This window comes from Paenibacillus sp. SEL1, assembly GCF_054602535.1.
On record NZ_CM137723.1, the window covers coordinates 1,490,403 to 1,509,616 of the forward strand.

The 19,214-nt window shown below is 43.3% G+C and carries 9 protein-coding genes; all 9 read right to left on the reverse strand.

Features of this window, described 5'->3' with window-relative positions:
* Positions 1-61 precede the first annotated feature (61 nt).
* Positions 62-2,434: a copper amine oxidase N-terminal domain-containing protein gene (locus tag ACYCSE_RS06815; protein WP_254350506.1), complete on the reverse strand. Its 2,373-nt coding sequence runs from the start codon at positions 2,432-2,434 to the stop codon at positions 62-64.
* Positions 2,435-2,975: 541 nt separating this feature from the next.
* On the reverse strand, positions 2,976-4,322 hold the full coding sequence (locus ACYCSE_RS06820) for an efflux RND transporter periplasmic adaptor subunit (protein WP_459701882.1): 1,347 nt from the start codon (positions 4,320-4,322) through the stop codon (positions 2,976-2,978).
* 19 nt (positions 4,323-4,341) lie between these two features.
* Positions 4,342-7,479 (reverse strand): efflux RND transporter permease subunit, encoded by a 3,138-nt coding sequence (locus tag ACYCSE_RS06825; protein ID WP_459701883.1) that lies wholly within the window; start codon positions 7,477-7,479, stop codon positions 4,342-4,344.
* A gap of 347 nt (positions 7,480-7,826) precedes the next feature.
* Positions 7,827-11,846 carry an S-layer homology domain-containing protein gene (locus tag ACYCSE_RS06830; protein ID WP_459701884.1) on the reverse strand — a complete coding sequence of 1,340 codons (4,020 nt, stop codon included), beginning with the start codon at positions 11,844-11,846 and terminating at the stop codon, positions 7,827-7,829.
* 190 nt (positions 11,847-12,036) lie between these two features.
* A complete protein-coding gene (locus tag ACYCSE_RS06835; protein ID WP_013312307.1) occupies positions 12,037-13,167 on the reverse strand; it encodes a glycosyltransferase family 4 protein in 1,131 nt (376 codons plus the stop codon).
* Between the two features lie 137 nt (positions 13,168-13,304).
* The gene (locus ACYCSE_RS06840; RefSeq protein WP_459701885.1) at positions 13,305-14,066 is read right to left on the reverse strand and encodes a WecB/TagA/CpsF family glycosyltransferase; all 762 of its coding nucleotides are present in this window, start codon (positions 14,064-14,066) and stop codon (positions 13,305-13,307) included.
* An 8-nt stretch (positions 14,067-14,074) separates the two neighbouring features.
* A complete protein-coding gene (gene csaB, locus ACYCSE_RS06845; RefSeq protein ID WP_459701886.1) occupies positions 14,075-15,211 on the reverse strand; it encodes a polysaccharide pyruvyl transferase CsaB in 1,137 nt (378 codons plus the stop codon).
* Positions 15,187-17,202, reverse strand: coding sequence for a DUF5693 family protein (locus ACYCSE_RS06850; RefSeq protein WP_459701887.1), 2,016 nt, complete (start codon positions 17,200-17,202; stop codon positions 15,187-15,189). The genes csaB and ACYCSE_RS06850 overlap by 25 nt, the downstream gene beginning before the upstream one ends.
* A 259-nt stretch (positions 17,203-17,461) precedes the next feature.
* Entirely contained in the window at positions 17,462-19,180 is a 1,719-nt protein-coding gene (locus ACYCSE_RS06855) for a phospho-sugar mutase (protein WP_250260256.1), read from the reverse strand.
* Positions 19,181-19,214: the final 34 nt, after the last annotated feature.

Consider the following 19,214-nt stretch of genomic DNA (forward strand, 5'->3'; position numbering starts at 1 on the left):
GGGCTCCAAAAGGAACCCTCTTCTAATCTAATTCAGTTAACTCAAAAGAGTTGCTCTTAAATTAGTTGTTGTTTTCAACAGTTACTGTTTTAGCAGTTGCATCATAGTTGATGGATGCATCCAGCGCTCTGCTCACCCAGAAGATAGGCAGTACAGTACGGTTTTTGTTAGTTACAGCTTTAACGTCCATACGAACCACAGAACCGTTAATAGTCAACAGGTTTGTGTTCAGTTTGATTTGAGCAACGCGGTCACCTTTAATCAGGGTAACTGTGGAAGTTGCTTTGTCAAACAGGATGTTTTGTGGGGATACACCCAAAGCTTCAGCTGCATAACGTACTGGCAAGTAAGTGCGTCCGTTTTCAGCATAAGCAGCTACATCAGAAGTTTTACTTTCGCCGTTCACAGTGTAGGAAGTGCTTCCCAGTGTGAAGACAGCTTTAGTTTTAGTAGCACCTGGAGCTGGAGTTCCAACAGTTGCGATTGCTACTTCAGCAGCTGCAGTGTTGTTGTCTTTCCAGTTTTGAGTGTTGTCAGTTGCGCCTTTGTATGCAGTGTAAGAAACTGCGCTACCTTTCAGCTTAGCAACGATGTCGCCTTGAGCTACAGTACGGTCAACAGTCAGCTTAGGAGCCGAGATTGTGATTGTACTTGGAGTAGCAGATTCGCTGTCGATGTAGAAGCTCAGACGACCTTTGTTGCTTTCGCCGTAAGTATCAGTAGATACGCTCTTCACTTTAACGTCACCAGCTGTAACTTTTACTTCTGGAGTAGAAGCAAAACGTACGCCTGTTGGCAATTCCAAGATTACTTCACGGCTACCGTCTTTCTTAACGAAAGCTTCTTTAGCAGCTTCAGTGATTGTGATATCGCCAACTTGTTGATCGCCCAGACCGATTGTCAGGGTTGGTTTGGAAGCAGCAGCCAGAGTAACTGCTTGTTTCACAGTAGCAACCTTAACAGTACCGCTCAGACCTTGGCTACCAGCAACATCAACGTTCAGATCGCCGGAGAAACCTGGTTGCGTAGCAACTTCAACGTTTTTCAATTTCAAACTACCAGCATCAGTTGTGCTGTTAGCGTTGTTGAAAGTCAATTTCAAAGTACGTTTGTCAGAGTCAGTATAGGAAACCTCTGCTCCACCCAAACCATTAGTGTTCTCCATAGAACCGGAGAAGTTGCTTCCTGGGTTATTACTTTCAAAAGTTGACTGCCAACGAGCACCTTCAGGCAGACGCAAAGTTACAGTACGTCCTTTTACGAAAGAACCAGCAACAGTTTCTTTAATTACGATATCGCCAACTTTTTGCTCGTCGTGACCAGCAAGAATTGTTGATGGAGTAGCAACGGAAACGCCACCACCGATTTGACCATAGCTACCAACTACAAGGGAGCTAACGTCAGTCGTTGCGTTACCAGAGATGCTAACAGTAACGTCGCCTTCTTTTGCACTGTTTTCATCGTCAACATAGAATCCTACAGGCAATTGGAAAGAAGTTTCGGCATCACTTACTGTTTTCAAAGATAAAGTAAGTGTATCGCCATCAACAGAATAATTCACATCTGATGGCTTAATTGCTTTGTCTGTCTTAGAAGTAAACAAAATAGTGGCTGGGCTTTTAGGAGCGGAATCCCATTTGAAACCACTAGGCAATTTCAACTTAATGTTGTTATTACCCAAAGAACCAGCTGTTTGTTCTTTAACTTTCAATGTTGCAGTAAAGTTTTCTTCGCTAGAAACAGTATCAAGTGCCGACAAAGCTATCTGACCGGAAGATACTACGTTTGCAATTGTTGCTTCACCGCTAGTAAAACCACTTGCAGAAGGTGCAGAAATAGTAACTTTCACAGGTCCATTGCTAGGTCCGTTTACATTGATTTTACCAAAGTTCATGTACAGATTAACGCTATCTTTAGAGTTAGTGAAGTTGAAGGTCACTCTTGCAGAGTTATTAGTCAGCTTTTCTACAGACACACCTTCACCAGGTACATATCCAGTTTCAGCACGAGCAGCAGCATTTTCGTCGTTATCACCTGGATCAATGTAAACACCCAAGCCATAAGTAGCATCAGAAGCAGAAGTAACAATTCCAGGATCTTTACCGAATTCAAAGCCTTTAGGCAATGAAACAGTGAAAGAATCACCTTTACCAACGGAAGCTTGGCTCACGTCAACTTTAACTCTACCCAGAGTAGAATTTGTAGTTTGGCCTGAACCAATACTAGGTGTATTACTGGAAGTATAGCTGGAAGATGCATGGATTGCAGTTGGTGCAGTCAATGCTGCGATTGGAGCTGCTACACCAGCAACCAATGTTGCTGTTGCCAGCACGTTAATCATTTTTTTATTAAACTTTGTCATAACCTTTTTTTCTCCTCCTTGAATATAACCAGAAATATTATTTTTGTCTTTTTGTCGGATCTTGTCACTCATCAGTCGTTACACCTCCTTTCCGAGCTTTATGAGAACCCTTATAAAATGATATCTGTGACAATATCACAGAAGCTTGGAATCTAGTTGAAAGAAAGCGTCCATTTATGACGTACTCCAGTATTATACAATGTGATAACAATGCAGTAAAGATTTTTTTTAGCGAATTTTGTCTTTACGCTTTTGTACCCCTTTGTTTCATACTCACCCAATTAGACGTAGCATGGGTTCAAAAAGTTGCGTCCGTTTCAAAAAAAATTTTTATTTTTTTGATTATGTATTCCGCTTTCCACAGTCATAATTATACTATTGAACCTGTTCCTCCGTCATCCTACAACTTTTACCTTCTCCACCTTAAATGTACAAGGATTATTTTCGTACATTTAAGTCGGTCTTTAATGGAGTATATTCGTTAAGAATTATCCATAGAATATATAAAGCACATAAAGTCTATAGATTCTCTTGAAATCTAATACTCTAATACACTTTAAGTAGTAGGAATGACGGAGAAACAGTGATTTACGGTATATATAACCGAGACAAATTACTTCACTACATTAATCTTCGCGCCATCCGTAAGCAGACTAACGCCCTTAACGACAACATTTTGTCCTTCAGCAAGCCCCTTGGTTACCTCAACCTGTTTGGCACTTTCCTGGCCTGTTTGCACTTCTACCCGCTTAGCAACAGTTCCCTCCACTACATAAGCATACTTCTTCCCTGCCTGCTCCGTAATGGCATCCTGCGATACCAAAATGTTTTTAGGAGCTTCTGATTTCATGTATACAGTTACAACCATCCCTGATTTTAATTCACCAGAACCATTAGGGACTGAAATCTCGACAGGATATGCCTTGAGATCATTATCCATTACCGGATTGACGGCCGATACTTTGGCCTCAATTCGCTTATTTAACGAGTCCACACCTACAGTCACAGATGAACCCACCTGCAATTTAAGAAGCTCAGCTTCAGAAACGTTAACTTTGGCAATAATAGGATTGGTATTCGCTATTGTAGCAACCGCAGATTGTGCACTAACCATTTGCCCCTGGGTTCCTGTTACTACCGATATCGTGCCGGAAATTGGAGCTTTGACTACAGTATCCACCAATTGACTACGAGCTGTGTCTAAACTGGACTTAGCCTGATTGACAGAAGCACGAGCTACGTCAATGCCCGTTTTCTGTTGTGCAAGACGTAATGATTTTTGAGCATTATTATATGTTGTTTGCGCACTTTCCTTAGACGTTTGTGCATTATGAAGTGTGATCTGTGCATTCTCCACCGCAGTTACAGCCCTTCTATGCGCTATTTGAGACTGCTCTAACTCGGATTGAGAAAGAGCACCCGCACTAAACAGCTGTTGGTTGCGATTGAGCGTATTTTGAGCATCACGCACGGAACTCTGAGCATCTACCAGACTGGTCTGAGCTTGAGTGATCGTGTTGTCTTGCTGGACAAGCGCACTTTTGGCTTGATCCACGCTGGATTCTGCCTGCTGCACCGATTGCGCTGCACCTGACTCTGCCTGCTTTAAATTGGCCAGGGCAACCTGGTACGACTCCTGAGATTGCTTAATTGAGTCCCGCAAGTCCTTTTGGTCTATAGTAAACAATGTGTCGCCCTTATTTACTTTTTGCCCCACTGTAAGGTTAATGCTTTGAATTTTGCCACTAATTTTCGGAGACACCTGAGCCGTCTCTTTAGGAGCAAAGCTACCAATGATACCTGTTGAATCGTTAATGCTGCCCTTGGTGACTTTTGCCACTTGGACCGGAGTGGCCTGTTGGGCCGTAGTCGGTGCGACAGGGGCCTCCCCCCCACCGCAACCCGCTAATGCAACTGATAAAAGCAAAGTTGTAGCAATCAGAGCACTTTTTTTATTCATTATGTTTCTCCACCTCACCTTATATATGAACACTTTTTTGTAGTTTCGCTTCTTTTTTTAATTCTCTCTTCGCTTGTCTTTTTAATTTCCGATTCTTACGTTTTTGTATCATATTATCCATGATGACGTAGACTACCGGAATAAGAATCAATGTAATAACAGCTGCGAAGGATAACCCGAATACAACAACAACAGCCATCGGCGCTTGTGTTTCGTTACCCTCTCCTGTAGCGAATGCCATTGGGAGCAAAGCTAGTACAGTAGCCAGCGTGGTCATCAAAATCGGACGCAACCGCTCAGACGCTCCATGAATAATAGCTTCATCTCGATCTTCACCTTCTTTTCGAAGCTGAATAATGAAATCAATCATAACAATAGCATTGTTGACGACCAAACCAACGAGCATGATGTAACCGGTAAAAGCTGAAACACTGAGGCTCGCTCCAGTTACCACTAAACCGATAAGAACACCAATTAACGTTGGTGGAATCGAAAACATAATAACAAACGGGGTAAGCAACGATTCGAACTGTCCTGCCATAACCATATAAATCAGAACTACAGATAGCAGAATAGCTATCGCCAAGTTCATAAAAGACTCCAACATTTGCTCATTTGCCCCGCCACCCGTATCTGCACTATAGCCTTCTGGGAAGTGGGTATTTTTAAGAAGAGCTTCTATTTTTTGATTGACGGTTAGAATGTCCCCTGATCCATCAATGTCAGCAGTAATCTGTACTTGACGCGTCTGATCTTCACGGGTGACACTATCCGGTACAGCACGTTTATCAATACTTGCTACTGAAGATAAAGGTACATCAATCCCTTGTGAAGTGGTGATACGTAATGCATTCAAATAGGACCAGTCATGGCGATCCTGCTCTGGCAAAGATATTTTAACGTCGATTTGATCATCGCCTGTGCGATAGCTTGTTGCAACAGATCCATTAAAGGAAGTGTTCACAGCAGATAGAACTTGGGTTGCAGATAAACCATATTGACTAGCAAGTTCTCGATTAACGGTAATCTCATATTCTTCTCGAACCGCATTCAAAGAACTTTTTACATTGACCGTTCCCGGTATGTTCTTTACACCAGCAACGAGATTGTCCGAGAGCTCTCGCAGGACGTCCATATCGTCGCCTTTCAGATTAATGTTAACAGCCTTTCCACTCGAAAGACCCGTTGCAGACGCCAATGTAATCTCTGCATCCGGAATGCTATCGAATTTTTTGCGAAGGCCCTCAACTACAGTATCTGTTGGCTGATGCCCATCCTTCAGCGTTACACCTAGTTCTGCTGAATTGGATGGAGCCGCCCCTGAATACCCAGAAAGACCACCAGAACCAACAGTCACTGTCATTTTGTCCAGATCAGGTACTTTCAGAATTTCTTTTTCTATACCTTGAACAACTCTTTCAGTTTCCTCCAGAATTGTTCCGTTAGGAAGTTTCACTGTAACTGAGAATTCCCCAGTGTCAGATTCTGGAATAAACTCAGCCTTAACCATAGGAATCAGAGCACCAGCTGCCACAAACATTAATAACGTAATGATTAAAACAGATTTTCTATGATTAATGCCCCACTTCAGTACACGTCGATAGCCACCCTTAAATTTTTCAAATCCGATATTAAACCACACAATAGGGTTAATACCTTTATAAGTACCTGAAGAATATATGGATTCATCCGGTACTGTAGGCATCCAACGTGAGCCGAGCATTGGCACAATCATAAGGGATACCAGCAAGGCTGCTATATGAGAAAAGATAACTGTTAATGCCAACGGTTTAAACATAACTCCTGCAATTCCGTCAACAAAAACAACTGGTAAAAATACTACAATCTGTGCAAGTGCAGATGCCATAACCGCATTGCCCACTTGCTTGGAACCATCAATAGCCCCTTGTAGCATACTTTTCCCTTCATGTCGCTGTCTAAAAATGTTCTCAATAATAACAACGGCAAAGTCGACAAAGGATCCTAACCCCAGAAGCAAACCACTCAGTGAAATAATATTAATGGTTTGTCCGGTAAAATACATCATCATAAACGTTGCTACGAAAGAAATTGGGATAACGATCGCAGCGATAATAGTAGAACGTATACTATTCAAAAATAACAGCAACACAATGGCTGCAATAATAAGCCCCAATATAGCATGCTCTATTAGTGAGTGTACGGAATCGCTAATGGGTTTGGAAGCATCAGTTACCATCTCCAGTTGAGTTCCCGGGGGCAGATCCTTCCGTATCGACTCTAAACTTTCCTTCACAGAATTGGCGATTGAAAGAGTATTTCCTCCCGTAGCTTTCGTTACAGATATATTAATACTCGGCTTTCCATTAAAGGTAGAAATGGTGGTGACTTCCTCCACGGAGTCTTCAACCGTTGCGATATCTTTTAATTTCACACTTCCCTTGCCTGCAGGGATTGGTGTTTCGCCCATTTCTGAAACAGCCTTATATTCACCTTGAACGCGAAGTTGGATTTGTGTATTACCACGATATACAGAACCAGCAGAGCCAGCAACATTATTAGCCGATAGCGCTTGTCGGATTTGATCCAGCGTAATGCCATAGCTTTGAAGCTTAGCCTGATCTACTGTGATCTTAACGAGCCGTTCTTGACCGCCTGACATGTTGGCTCCGGCTACTCCCGCAATTCTTTCAAGCCGTGGCTCGATAATATCTTCAGCAATAGGCTTCAACTTGTTAATATCCTGGTCTCCTGTAAAAGCGAGGGTAATAACTGGTGTTGCATTGAGATCCACTTTAAGGACACGCGGCGAATTTGCTGAATCTGGAAGAGAACCTCTAATTGTATCAACTTTATCCCTCATGTCGAGGGTGGCCTGGTTCATATCTACTCCCCAGTTAAATTGAATCATGACCATAGATGATCCTTCTGAAGACTCGGACGTGATTGTATCCACGTTCTCAATAGAAGCCAGACTCTTTTCAATAGGTTTAGTAACCAATTCCTCAACCTCAGTAGGCGTTGCATTTGGAATACTAGTCACCACTGCAGCGTAAGGCAGCTTCATATCCGGCATATACTCGACAGGAAGCCTTAACGCAAAAATACCGCCCCCGATTAGCAAAGCAATAATTAACATAAATACTGTTACAGGACGGCGTATTGAAAACTGAGACATCTCATCACTCCCCACTCACTTCTCTATGTAATATTTAAGCACACTCATCCACTACTACGATGAAATAGGCGTAAAGTTTCAGATAAATGTGCAAAAAAAACATATAAAAAAATAATAAACACATTTTGAGATAAACGCTTAAAAAAAAACAGTTAATTACATACGTTTAATGTGAATCTAAAAAACGTTGTAATGCTTAGCCAAAGTTTTCATCTCATTGATATTATGGCATAGGCTCTTAATCCCAGTCAAATACCTGATTTATAAAAAACATCCCTCACATGTATATGAAAGGGAATTACCATTTCGCATGGAGGGATGTTTAATAAATTCAGGTGTTTTGTTGATTAGATTTTAGGAAGCAGTTTTTTATCAGCCATAACTTTAGCTACAATAATCGCTGCATCTCCGCGCAAGGTCAAGGAAGTAGGATTAAACATATATCCTTTTTTCAGATCACTTGCATCCACAGGTGACCCTGTAATAAAGCCCTTCTTGGCGATAGCCAATATAGATGCTTGCGCATAGTAATCAATCTTGTCCGCATCTTTAAAGGTCTTAGACAGGTTCTTCATGATTTTGTCATGATCTGTTTCCAGCTTCAAATTCAATGCCTTGGCAATAATGACTGCTGCATCTTGACGCGTGATTACATCTTCCGGCATAAAGATTCTTGGTTGTGAACCTTTGACAATCCCGGCACGCGCAGCTGTTTCAATATAACGATAATCGTATAGAGCATCTGCTGATATCGTATTTGGAATAGACACGTCGTCGAAATGCTTCGCTCCACTGAAATTAAGCGGAATTTGCAAACCTTTGACAATCATAGACGTGAATTCGCCTCTTTTAATGTAGCTGTCAGGTCCAAAGCTATTAATTGGATCCATTGGGTTCATGACACCTTTGGCCAAGATAGCTTCGATGTAATCTCTAGCGTATTTGTGCTTAATGACATCACTATACGTTTCTCCAACCTTAGCAACTACATAGTAGCCGAAACGATCAAACGGTACCTTAATGGTATGTTTTTTCGGATCCACCACACCACCAATGTTCTGCCAATCTTTAAGATCAGAATCGAAATAGAACACTGTCATTTGTTTCCCTGCATCCTGAGCAATACTGCTATCATACGTCAGCGTCAATGTAGCACGCTTGGATGGTACTAACTCGTTAGATGGGTCGCGCCAGTAGAAGTTTTTGATCTTGCTACTGTCATTTTGCGACTTGTTAGCCAATTGATAAGGATCAGCACCATAAGTTACCGGATCGTAATCATCCGTTTTAATGTCATCTGCTGTACCTGGATCAATCCAGAATACCGGACTCGACATATTAAAGCGGGCCGGAAAATCTCTGTTGAAGTATCTACTTCCATCTGCAATCAAGCTCTGCATATCGGACAATGCTTTTTCAGTTTCAAATTCATGACGGTCAACCACACCATCTTCGCTATTTGCTATTGCAAAGTACAAATTGTGACCAGAGAAAACCTGGTTTTTGAACTGTTGCGGTTGATCGTAGTCCCGACGAATCAGACTCGTTCCCTTTGCAAAAGCAAGTGTAAGATTACCATCGAACACTTTGTGCGATGTTTTCATCGCTTCCATGTACTGCTCGCCAGGAATATTAGTAGGCACATATTTAACAGTAATGGTCTGTTTTAGTTTTTCTTTACCTACAGTAACCACTACGTCAATTTTATTATCTTTGTTGGCTTTTAGACCTGTAACGATGGCTTTATAAGTTGATGGATAATCAATGGTGCCATCATAATCAGAGTCGAAACCCTCTTGAACTGCTGTTTCTTTACCTACCGTAACACTATCTGCATTACCTGCATTTACAACAACTTGCACAAAGTTTTGATTCACGATTCTCTTTTCAGGGAGCGGACGCAAAATATCAAAAGATGTGGATTGACCGGATACTTGCAGTCGGAAAGTAGCAAATGGTCCGCCCTTGCCGCTATTGTACAAGGTAATGTTATAAGCTACTGGTGTTCCATCTTGCGAAATAGTTTGGTTTTTCAACACAAAGCTGAAATACTTTTTGTCCGGATGGTAGTACACAAGCAGGTCTTTTAAATCTTTATTTGTAAATTTATCTGTAGTAGAACCGGAATTGTATGTTGTCTTAGCATCTTCTGCTGAGAAAAACTCGTTACTCAGTGTCCAGTTGACTTCACTGTCATCCGATCCCTTAATCTCCAAAATATATTGATCTTTATTAGCAATATCACTTAACGAACCATTTACCTGATCTGCTTTACCCAAATCAGCAATACTGAAAGTACCAAATACATTGATATTTTTCAGAGATGTATTGTAGTTGGTGTCATCCACTTTGGTGAAATTAGCATCTTTTGATTTCGGAGCAATTTCGCTATATTTCGGCGTATTGCTCAAGCCGCTAACTGGTGTAAAAGGGATGATTCCTTGTGTGTTGGGAACAGGAATTACTGGAATATTCGTCTGTGTAAAGTTTACTTTTACCGTATTGCTGTACTCAATACCTGGCTTGTATACAAACTTGATTTCATTATTCCCGTTCGCCAAGGCATTGGCTGCGGCTGTGTCCGAGGAAGCAGCAAGCTTGAAGTCCGCTCCTGAACCATCCAAATCAACCAATACATTATTAATATATAGGAATACATTTCGGTTACTTCCAGTGTAATGAATATCTGCTGCATTGCTCACATCAAGCAATTTACCTTTAAAGTAGCCCAGTTGAGTCAATTTATAGGTATTCAAGTTTGAGCTGGATGTATTCAACGGAATTTGTTGCCCATCATAAATCGTATCGTATTTCATGAACGGACCCTGCAACAGATTCACCGTTGCTTTAATTAACTTGGTCGAGTCACCATTCAGATAAAAATTCAGTACATTTTGTCCTTCTTTAGGCAAAGTGTCTACATAAGCAACAATTTTCTTCACTTGCGTTGACTTACCATTAATTGTACGAATCACATCTTGAGGCGACCCTACAGTGTGAACCGATACTCCAGAAAGCTCGCTAATTGAAGAAGGTGCGCCATTAACAACGATAAACTCCATACCTACAGGTACAGATGCAGCATCTGTAGTCTTGTTCTTCATAGAGCTACCTGTTAATTTCATAGCTTCATCTAGGGCAGCTGCCTGATCAGAGCCGCTTCCATTAATTCTGTTCAACAATTGAGTATTAAAATCAGGAAGATAGTTAACATCATCAATATACGGCTGAGTGCTGCTGCGCAGTGTAAATTGGACAGCCGATGGAGCCGGTGGTGTACTGCTATCCGTATAAGTTATGCCCAGGGATGCTCTGGTCAAATGATCAAGTACAGCTTCCGAAGGTACAGTCACCTGAAATGGATATACTTTATAACCATTTGATGTAACTACATTTGCAGTATCAATTGTGGCATCAACCCCAGTCGCACTACCCACAGCACTACCATTGTTACTCACATCGGTAAAACGTACATTGATTGTGGCCACTCCTGGATCAGTTGCACCGCCTGGCACCAAAACATTACCTTTTAAAACCACACCACTTGTAGACGATACGGTAAAGTCAGGCGAAGTGGCCAAATCAGCAGAAACATTCCCATCCTTATTCAGGGTCAAATCAGAAAATTCCGGTTTACCCGTATAAATCGTAATTTCACGTGTAACTGTAAGAGCCTGAGTTCCGTTATTCACTTTAATGGTCACTATATTTTTACCCGGACTCAGTACAACACTACCCGTTAGTTTATAGCCAGTGTAAGAGCTGACATTATACGTATTACTGCTTTTTGCAGACGTGAGCGTTACACTGTCAGCATTAGGAGCCGTACCTTGAATGACTACTTTCACATCATCCGTACCGCTATTGCGTGCGTCTGTCAGCACCGCTGTCTGATTCTCAAGCAACTGCTCGGTTTCACCATTCAACGTAGCAGATAGATCATAAAGCTTAGGCCCATCCTGATACTCAATGTAAATGGAGTCCTTCATATCAGCCGAATTTTGGCTACTTTGAAATGTAATCCGGTTCAAACCAGGAAACAGTTTAATGTCTGTAACTTTAAGCGTAGAGCCACTGACTGTAATTCCGCCTTTTTGACTCTCGTTCTTATTAACTACGTTAAGGTTTGTTCCATTTTTAGAGAGTTGGAATACACTATAAGATATAGTACTTCCGTTCACTCCGTTAATCGTACCGTTTACTGTAACTCGGTCAGTGTTTACCATTCTAGCCGAATCCACATCATATTTTTCACTTGGAAAAATAAAATAAGTTCCCGTCGCAGCATGAGCCGTACCTACCAGGGCCGCCGGCACCAAGCCAATGATGAGACCAACCGTCAGCAACATGGATAGCAATCGTTTCAAATCATTGTCCTCCTTTGATTCTGTCGCACCTTGGGGTACGTAATCATTCAATACTTTTTTTATCGGTAGTAAACATACAAAAAATTAGTAAATTCTCAAAAAAGGAGGGAGTTTTTTTACAGCAAACATCAAAAAAGCCTTCAAACCCGCGGTATACCGCCAAGCTTGAAGGCTTACTTTTAAATTAAAATTATAATTTCGAACGCGTTTGGGAATCTGGCTTAGCCAGCAAGCGAATCAGTGTGTTTATAACTGGGCGTTTGGTTTTGCCAACAAGACCAATAACCTCTGCACCAATCTGTAGGAAGAACATCATAATACAAATCACGACAAAGGTGACCCAGTTCGCTTCATTAAGCGCAGCAGACGATTGAATCACGGCCAATACACCGAAAAATGCCGCAATACCGTAGATAATCAACACCGTCTGTCTGTGACTGAAACCTAGTTCGCGTAAGCAGTGATGCAAATGACCTTTATCCGGAGAGAAAATCGGTTTTTTCTGCAACTTGCGACGAATGATAGCAAAGAATGTATCTGACAAAGGTACACCGATAATAATCAATGGCGTAATAAAAGATACGATAGCAATTTGCTTGAAACCAAGCATGGATAGCATGGCCAGACAGAAACCTAAAAATAATGACCCTGTATCACCCATAAATATTTTCGCAGGATGAAAGTTGAAAAATAAAAATCCGATAATACTTCCCAGCAGTACAAGACAAAGCATAGCTACCATGTAATTGCCCATCAATACCGACATCACAAAGATAGTCCCAATCGCAATTCCTGAGACACCCGCAGCCAGTCCATCCAGACCGTCAATCAAATTGATGGCATTCGTTACACCTACGATCCAGAAAATCGTAAGCGGAATGGAAATCCAGCTTTCCAAAGATGAGTATGCATCCTGAAAAGGTACATTTACAAAATCTACACGAATATCAAAAGCAAACACGACCATACACGCAACGGCAATTTGAGCCAAAAATTTCAATTTTGCATTGAGATCAAAACGATCATCGAGAGCACCAATCAGTGTAATCAGCGTGCCGCCAATCAGAAAGGCTGCGATAAAGTTAATATCCCGAGAGGACAGCATTCCGTCAGGCACAAAAGGTAACACCGCCAATAAGGACAACAGAAATGCCAAGAAAATCCCCAGTCCGCCAAGACGCGGCATAATTCGGGTATGTACTTTTCGGGCATTCGGTACATCGACGGCTCCAACCTTCACAGCGAATTTCTTGACGAGCGGTGTCAGTAACAGCGCAAGTCCCAGTGCCATGATGAACCCAATAATATAGATCAATAACATTTGATCATTCGACCCCCAATTTTAAAGCAATCCCTTTTCAGATGTAACCGCATTGAATTATACTCTGATCAAAAATAAATACCAAGCTTCATATTCTGGCAAATTAGCGGGTTTTGAAGGCAGATTCAAGCTATTTATCACACTTTTGTGACGTTTTCTTTTTCGCGCATCACTTTCGCGGCGAATTTCGGCAGCGCAAGCATTCTTTTGTATCGGCTTGGCTCTTTGAGGAGTCTATATAACCATTCAGCCCCTAGCTTTTGGAACAATTTAGGTGCGCGTTTGGTTCTGCCTGATATAACATCGAAGCTACCGCCAACCCCCATCATCACCGGTACACCCAGTTGTTCCTTATATTTACCAATCCAGGGTTCCTGTGTGTCCGCTCCACGTGCTACAAACAACAAATCGGGATTTGCTTCACGAATGGCTGCAATCACCGCTTCATCCTCTTTAGGTCCAAAAAAGCCATCACGCTTGCCACAAACCGTAATCCGGGGATAAAGCTCATGTACCCGCTTTGCGGTCGCTTGAATCACCTCAGATGTTGATCCCAGTAAATAAACCTTCCAATGATAGTTTTCTCCAGCTGCAAGTAATTCATGTAACAAGTCAAAGCCCGCTACCCGCTCAGGTACAGGATGTCCTACATAGTTTGCAGCCCAGACCACGCCAGTCCCATCTGGAACAATCAACTCTGCCTGTTTCATCACGTCCATGTACACTGGATCTTCCAATGCAGCCATTACCATAATCGGATTGGCAGTGATCACTTGATGGGGCTGGCGAGACTCCACTGCTTGAATTAATACATTTAATGTATCTTTCATATTAAGCCTTGATACCGGAACACCGAAAATCGGGACGGTAGGCACATTCGTAACCTTATCAACTGTCACTGTATCCATCATCCTTTGCGACACAAGTAATTAACGATATGCTGTGCCGGTAAGCGAGCCTCACTTTTTAACAAAGCAATGGCCGCTCCCTGGCTCTCGATCCATTGACTTCGCTGATCCAGCAACCGCATAGACTCATTAGCCAGCTTTTGTCCATCCAGTGCCTCTGTAGTGCCTACAGGCTGGCTACCGACACGGCTGAGGAAATGATCAATTTTGGGATCGTAGGATATCCCCAACGGAGGCACTTGGTGGGATGCTGCATAGATCAAGCTGTGTAATCGCATCCCGATCATCAAACTGCAACGACTGACTTCCAAAAGCATCTGTTGAGGATCGGTGACTTGATCGCACATGCTGACAAGGCTTCCCGTCCCCCTAATATCCCCCAACAAATCCATTACCATCCTTGAAGCCTGCTCGTCATCAGGCAGATGGAAAGGTAAAAAGCGTAAGTGTACATGGCGCTCAGCAGCTAATTTTTTCAAGCCGTCCGCAATAGCCGTTAAATCGCGACGCTCCTTATCCCAGTAACGTACAGATACACCAACGATCGGAAGTTTATCCTTATCCGTTTCAGTTGGTGCTTTATGCAGCTCGGAACCCGAGGGCAATGGAAGCCCCATTACCGGATCAGGAACAACTTCGACAACCGGGTTCTTTAGTTTCATAGTACCCAGTAGTGCGGCAGACTGCTCATCTCTTACAGAAACATATTCACAGCGCTGAAACACAGAACGGATCATAGGATAAAATATCTTCCGTTGTACCGGACCAATGCCCTGAGCATATACAAACGTCGGTTTTCCAGCCCATTGGGCCAGTTTCAGAATCGCCAGATAATACGGAATACTTTTAGGGCTTGTTGCATCCTGGAGCAAACTCCCGCCGCCACTTATTAGCCCATCGCTGTTTTTAATCGCTCTACGAACTTCCCCCAGACTCATCCGTGGTACAGCTTCTATTCCGTACATTTTCTGTGTCCAAGCGGGGTCAGAAGACAGAACAACAGGCTTGATTGTAATCCCCGCCTGACGACTCTCCTCCTCTAAAGCTGTCAAAATCGACTTAAGCACCGCCTCATCTCCACTATTGTTAAAGCCGTAATAACCCGAGATGATTATCGTTTGAGCTGTGGTGACCATTTCTTCCAACACCCTTCCAGCACTTGCCACACGACAATTGCGATGATTCCCAGCACCAGGCCCAAGCCCAATCCTAACAGCCCGCGACTAAGCGACAATGCCGCTGGAGAGTGAATGTGAGCAAAGGTATCCACCATAGAGGCTTGACCAATAGCAGCTATAATCAACAAATAGATTGCTTTGCGATATTTCAAAGCCAGGAATGCCCCTGCAATAAACAGTGGGTGAGCCATCAAAAATTCCTTATTGCGCGGACGTACACCAAACGCATTTTCAAGGAAGTTCCGGAATACCAACTCCGTGTTCGACACTGTACCCGCATTTCCGGTACGAGTCAAATAGTAATAACCTGCGGCTGCGATAACAGCCAGTGCGATAACCCACAATACAGTAATCGGCGTACGTAGCAGCTTGGAAATTTCCTCCCGTATAGAAACGCCACGATAAAAGAAAATATATATCGCTGCCAAGAAGATGGGCAGAATGTGAAGCAAGCTTACACCTCTAAATTGATTCAGCACAAGGCTGTAGGCAATACTGTTCAACAGCGCAATAACGAAAGGCACCGCAGCCAGCGACAAAATCGCCGTCTGCACGTACAGTATTAACGTTTGAATCAAACGCTGACCTACAGAAAGTTCAGCACCCTGTTCACGTTTAATTCTAATCGTACGCACAGCGATGATCATTGCAACCGTAGGTCCGCTAATCGCTGCGAGTAGGGCCAGGCCTTGCTCCATCAAGCTAGAGTTCAAAACATAAAGTCCTGCTGAACCTACCAAGCCAAGTGCAAATGCCAGCAAAGTCAATGCCGGGACGAAATAGGACACCATAATGGAGAAGAATGCCAGTGCACCTAGTACGACAATCATTTTCAGATAGCGCTGAATGGACGAATCGACGACTTGGAACGGTTCAGCCTGTCCGAGTTCAAACCCCTTTTTCTCCATCCGTTGTACAGCGTTACCCGGCTTGTCCAAGCTGTGGATTAGGTTATCTACCGAATCCTTCACCTTGGCTTCAGCAATACTACGGCTAGGCGCGGTATTCAGATACAACATGCGAATATTACGGTCCTTGGTGGCCAATGCAAAACGATCGGCCAACGTTTCAACATCGAGCGTTGAATCTTTATCGCTCAATGAGTATAAACGCACAACGTTATAGTGGATATCGTAAGCGAGCTTATTGAAGCCTGCTTGCGGTTTTTTTAAGTTTTCGATAGCAGCTAGGCCAATATCGTATTTGTTCAGCAATTTAGCAAATGCCGCTAAGCTATGCTCTTTCTCGTTATCGGTGAAGCCTTTGACTGAATCACCTTCAAACAAAATGCGTTTTACACCATTTTGCTGAAAGGAAGCAAGCATCTCTTCCGTCAACTCCTGGTTGTAAGGAAGACTGTCGCTCATCCGTGGAACAATAAAAAATCCTTTGCTCCGAAGCTGCTTCATCGCAATCGGGTCAGGCTGCATGGGCTTGAGATACGCATCCTCTGGAGATGTTTCCACAACTAACCCTTCCTGTCCCTGATAAGTCCAAGGTTTTACATTGATGTCCAGGCTTGTAAACGTACGTAAAATTAACGGCTTTAATGCCTCGGCATTTTCTTTATCAGCGAAAACAATATACGTAAAATTCTCATTTGCAGGTGAAAGCCGTTTTTCCATATCGGCAACGTTCTGAGTCGTATAGGTTACGACGCGACCCGCTTTACGGAAATCATCCAACGTACTTTCATACATCGCCATGCTGTTCACACCCGCTTGCTGTAAGCGGTCAAGTTGCTCATTCAGATAGTCCTGCGGGTGAGCCTGATACGAGGCTGCCTCTGTCAAATCCCGATAATCGAATACAATCTCTACTTTTTTACTCGAGGATTCTGTCTTCACACGATCGGCGATGACTGGAATGGAAGCCAGCAAGCCGACAGCCACCAAAATCCATAACCATTTTCGAGAAGCCGTATTCCAATACTGCCATTTCTGATACACCAAAGAACCTCCTTAATATTCGGGATTTTGCAAAATTCAATGCTGCCCACCTCGCCATACTCAGCCTTTTGGTAGGGCACTCATTGAATTTTGCAAAATCCTCCGTTGCCGGAATAAGCCTATTTTCCCAAAGCCTCTTCCAGGTTATTCTGCAATACAGAAATGACCTCCACGGCGTACTGCCCTTTGCCGTGAGAGGTCACCGATTACTATATCTTATCCAATTACCTTAATCTATTCTATTATAAAGGGATTTTTCTCAAGCGTCTACGCGAGCCATAACAGCATCGACCAGATGGCTGATTCTTTGCTCCGCGTCTGCCAGCGAGGAGCCGCGTACCGCAAAGTATACTTTGATTTTCGGCTCTGTGCCCGAAGGACGCAGGCAAAACCACGAACCGTCCTCCAGTAAGAATTTGAGTACATTTTCCTGTGGAAGTCCGTCCAGACCTTGTGAGTAGTCCAGTACCTTGTCTACCTTCACGCCTGCAATCTCTTGAGGCGCGTTGCTACGCCAATCGGTCATTTTGCCCTGAATTTGTGCCACTCCATCCTTACCCTTAAGGGTACGAGACTCCAGCTTCTCAAGGAAGTAGCCAAACTGCTCGTACAGCTCTTGTAAAACATCATAGAGCGTCTTACCTTGTGTGCTGTAATAAGCAGCAGCTTCAGCGATCAGCATAGCCGCCAAGACAGCATCCTTATCGCGAGCATAATTCCCTGCCAAATAACCATAGCTCTCTTCATAGCCAAACAGGTAGGTGTACTCGCCAGTTTGGTTAAATTGGTTCATTTTCTCGCCAATATACTTGAAGCCAGTTAGCGTGTTAAACACGGTTGCTCCAAAATGTTCGGCAATGACTGCACCCATTTCGCTGGTTACGATGGTTTTGATAACAGCCCCATTATTCGGAAGTTTGCCTGTTTCTTTCAGTTGATTCAACAAGTAGTAAACCATGATCGCGCCAGACTGATTACCGGACAATACCACATATTCGCCATCACGGTTTTTCACAACTGCACCCATACGGTCAGCATCAGGGTCTGTTCCGATCAACAGATCTGCACCAATTTTCTCACCCAGCGCAATTGCCAGCTTAAACGCATCACGTTCTTCTGGGTTTGGCGACTTGACAGTCGAAAATTCAGCATCTGGCAACTCTTGCTCAGGCACAATATGCACCTGTTCAAAACCGATTTTCTCCAGCACACGACGAACCGGTACATTTCCAGTGCCATGGAGAGGTGTAAACACAACTTTGAAGTTTTTGCCTGGTCCGGCTGCAATCAGCTCACGGTTCACACTCACACTGGCCACCGTATCTACAAACGCTTCATCTTCCTCTTCTCCAAGCCAAACCAACAATCCCTGTGCCTCTGCTTCCTCACGTGTCAGACTGCGAATGTCGGCAAAAGAAGGAACCTCGCGGATATAACCAATTACCTGTTCAGCCTGATCTGGAACAAGCTGACCCCCTTCATCGTTGTATACCTTGTATCCATTATACTCAGGAGGATTGTGACTCGCTGTCACAACAATCCCTCCACTGGCTCCCAAATGACGTACACTAAACGAAAGCTGTGGCGTTGGACGCAAGGAAGGGAACAACTTAGCCACGATACCATTGCCCGCCAGCACCAAAGCTGCATCCAGAGCAAATTCTGGTGAAAAATGACGCGAATCATGTGCAATGACAACCGAAGGTTTGCCTTCTTTACCAGCATGCTGTTCTAAAATATAGCGAGCCAGCCCTTGAGTCGCACGTCCAATGACGTAACGGTTCATCCGATTACTTCCTGCCCCGATCACTCCACGCAGACCGCCTGTACCAAATTCCAGCTCTTTGTAAAAGCGATCCTCCAGTTCCTGCTCGTTGCCTTCCAATGCGCGCAACTCCTGTTTGGTCTCTTCATCAATATAAGGGTCTTGCAGCCAGCTCTCAATGCCTTCTAGTGCTTTTTTACTCAACTGCGTCATACGGAATTTCCCCTCTCCATTTTTGGGTTGTCAA

Excerpts from the sequence above, each read along its gene's own strand:
- ACYCSE_RS06855 (WP_250260256.1), bottom strand. The coding sequence starts at position 19,180 with ATGACGCAGTTGAGTAAAAAAGCACTAGAAGGCATTGAGAGCTGGCTG.
- ACYCSE_RS06825 (WP_459701883.1), bottom strand. The coding sequence starts at position 7,479 with ATGTCTCAGTTTTCAATACGCCGTCCTGTAACAGTATTTATGTTAATT.
- ACYCSE_RS06835 (WP_013312307.1), bottom strand. The coding sequence starts at position 13,167 with ATGTTATTGATCTATATTATTGGGTTCATCATGGCACTGGGACTTGCG.
- ACYCSE_RS06815 (WP_254350506.1), bottom strand. The coding sequence starts at position 2,434 with ATGAGTGACAAGATCCGACAAAAAGACAAAAATAATATTTCTGGTTAT.
- ACYCSE_RS06820 (WP_459701882.1), bottom strand. The coding sequence starts at position 4,322 with ATGAATAAAAAAAGTGCTCTGATTGCTACAACTTTGCTTTTATCAGTT.
- csaB (WP_459701886.1), bottom strand. The coding sequence starts at position 15,211 with ATGGTCACCACAGCTCAAACGATAATCATCTCGGGTTATTACGGCTTT.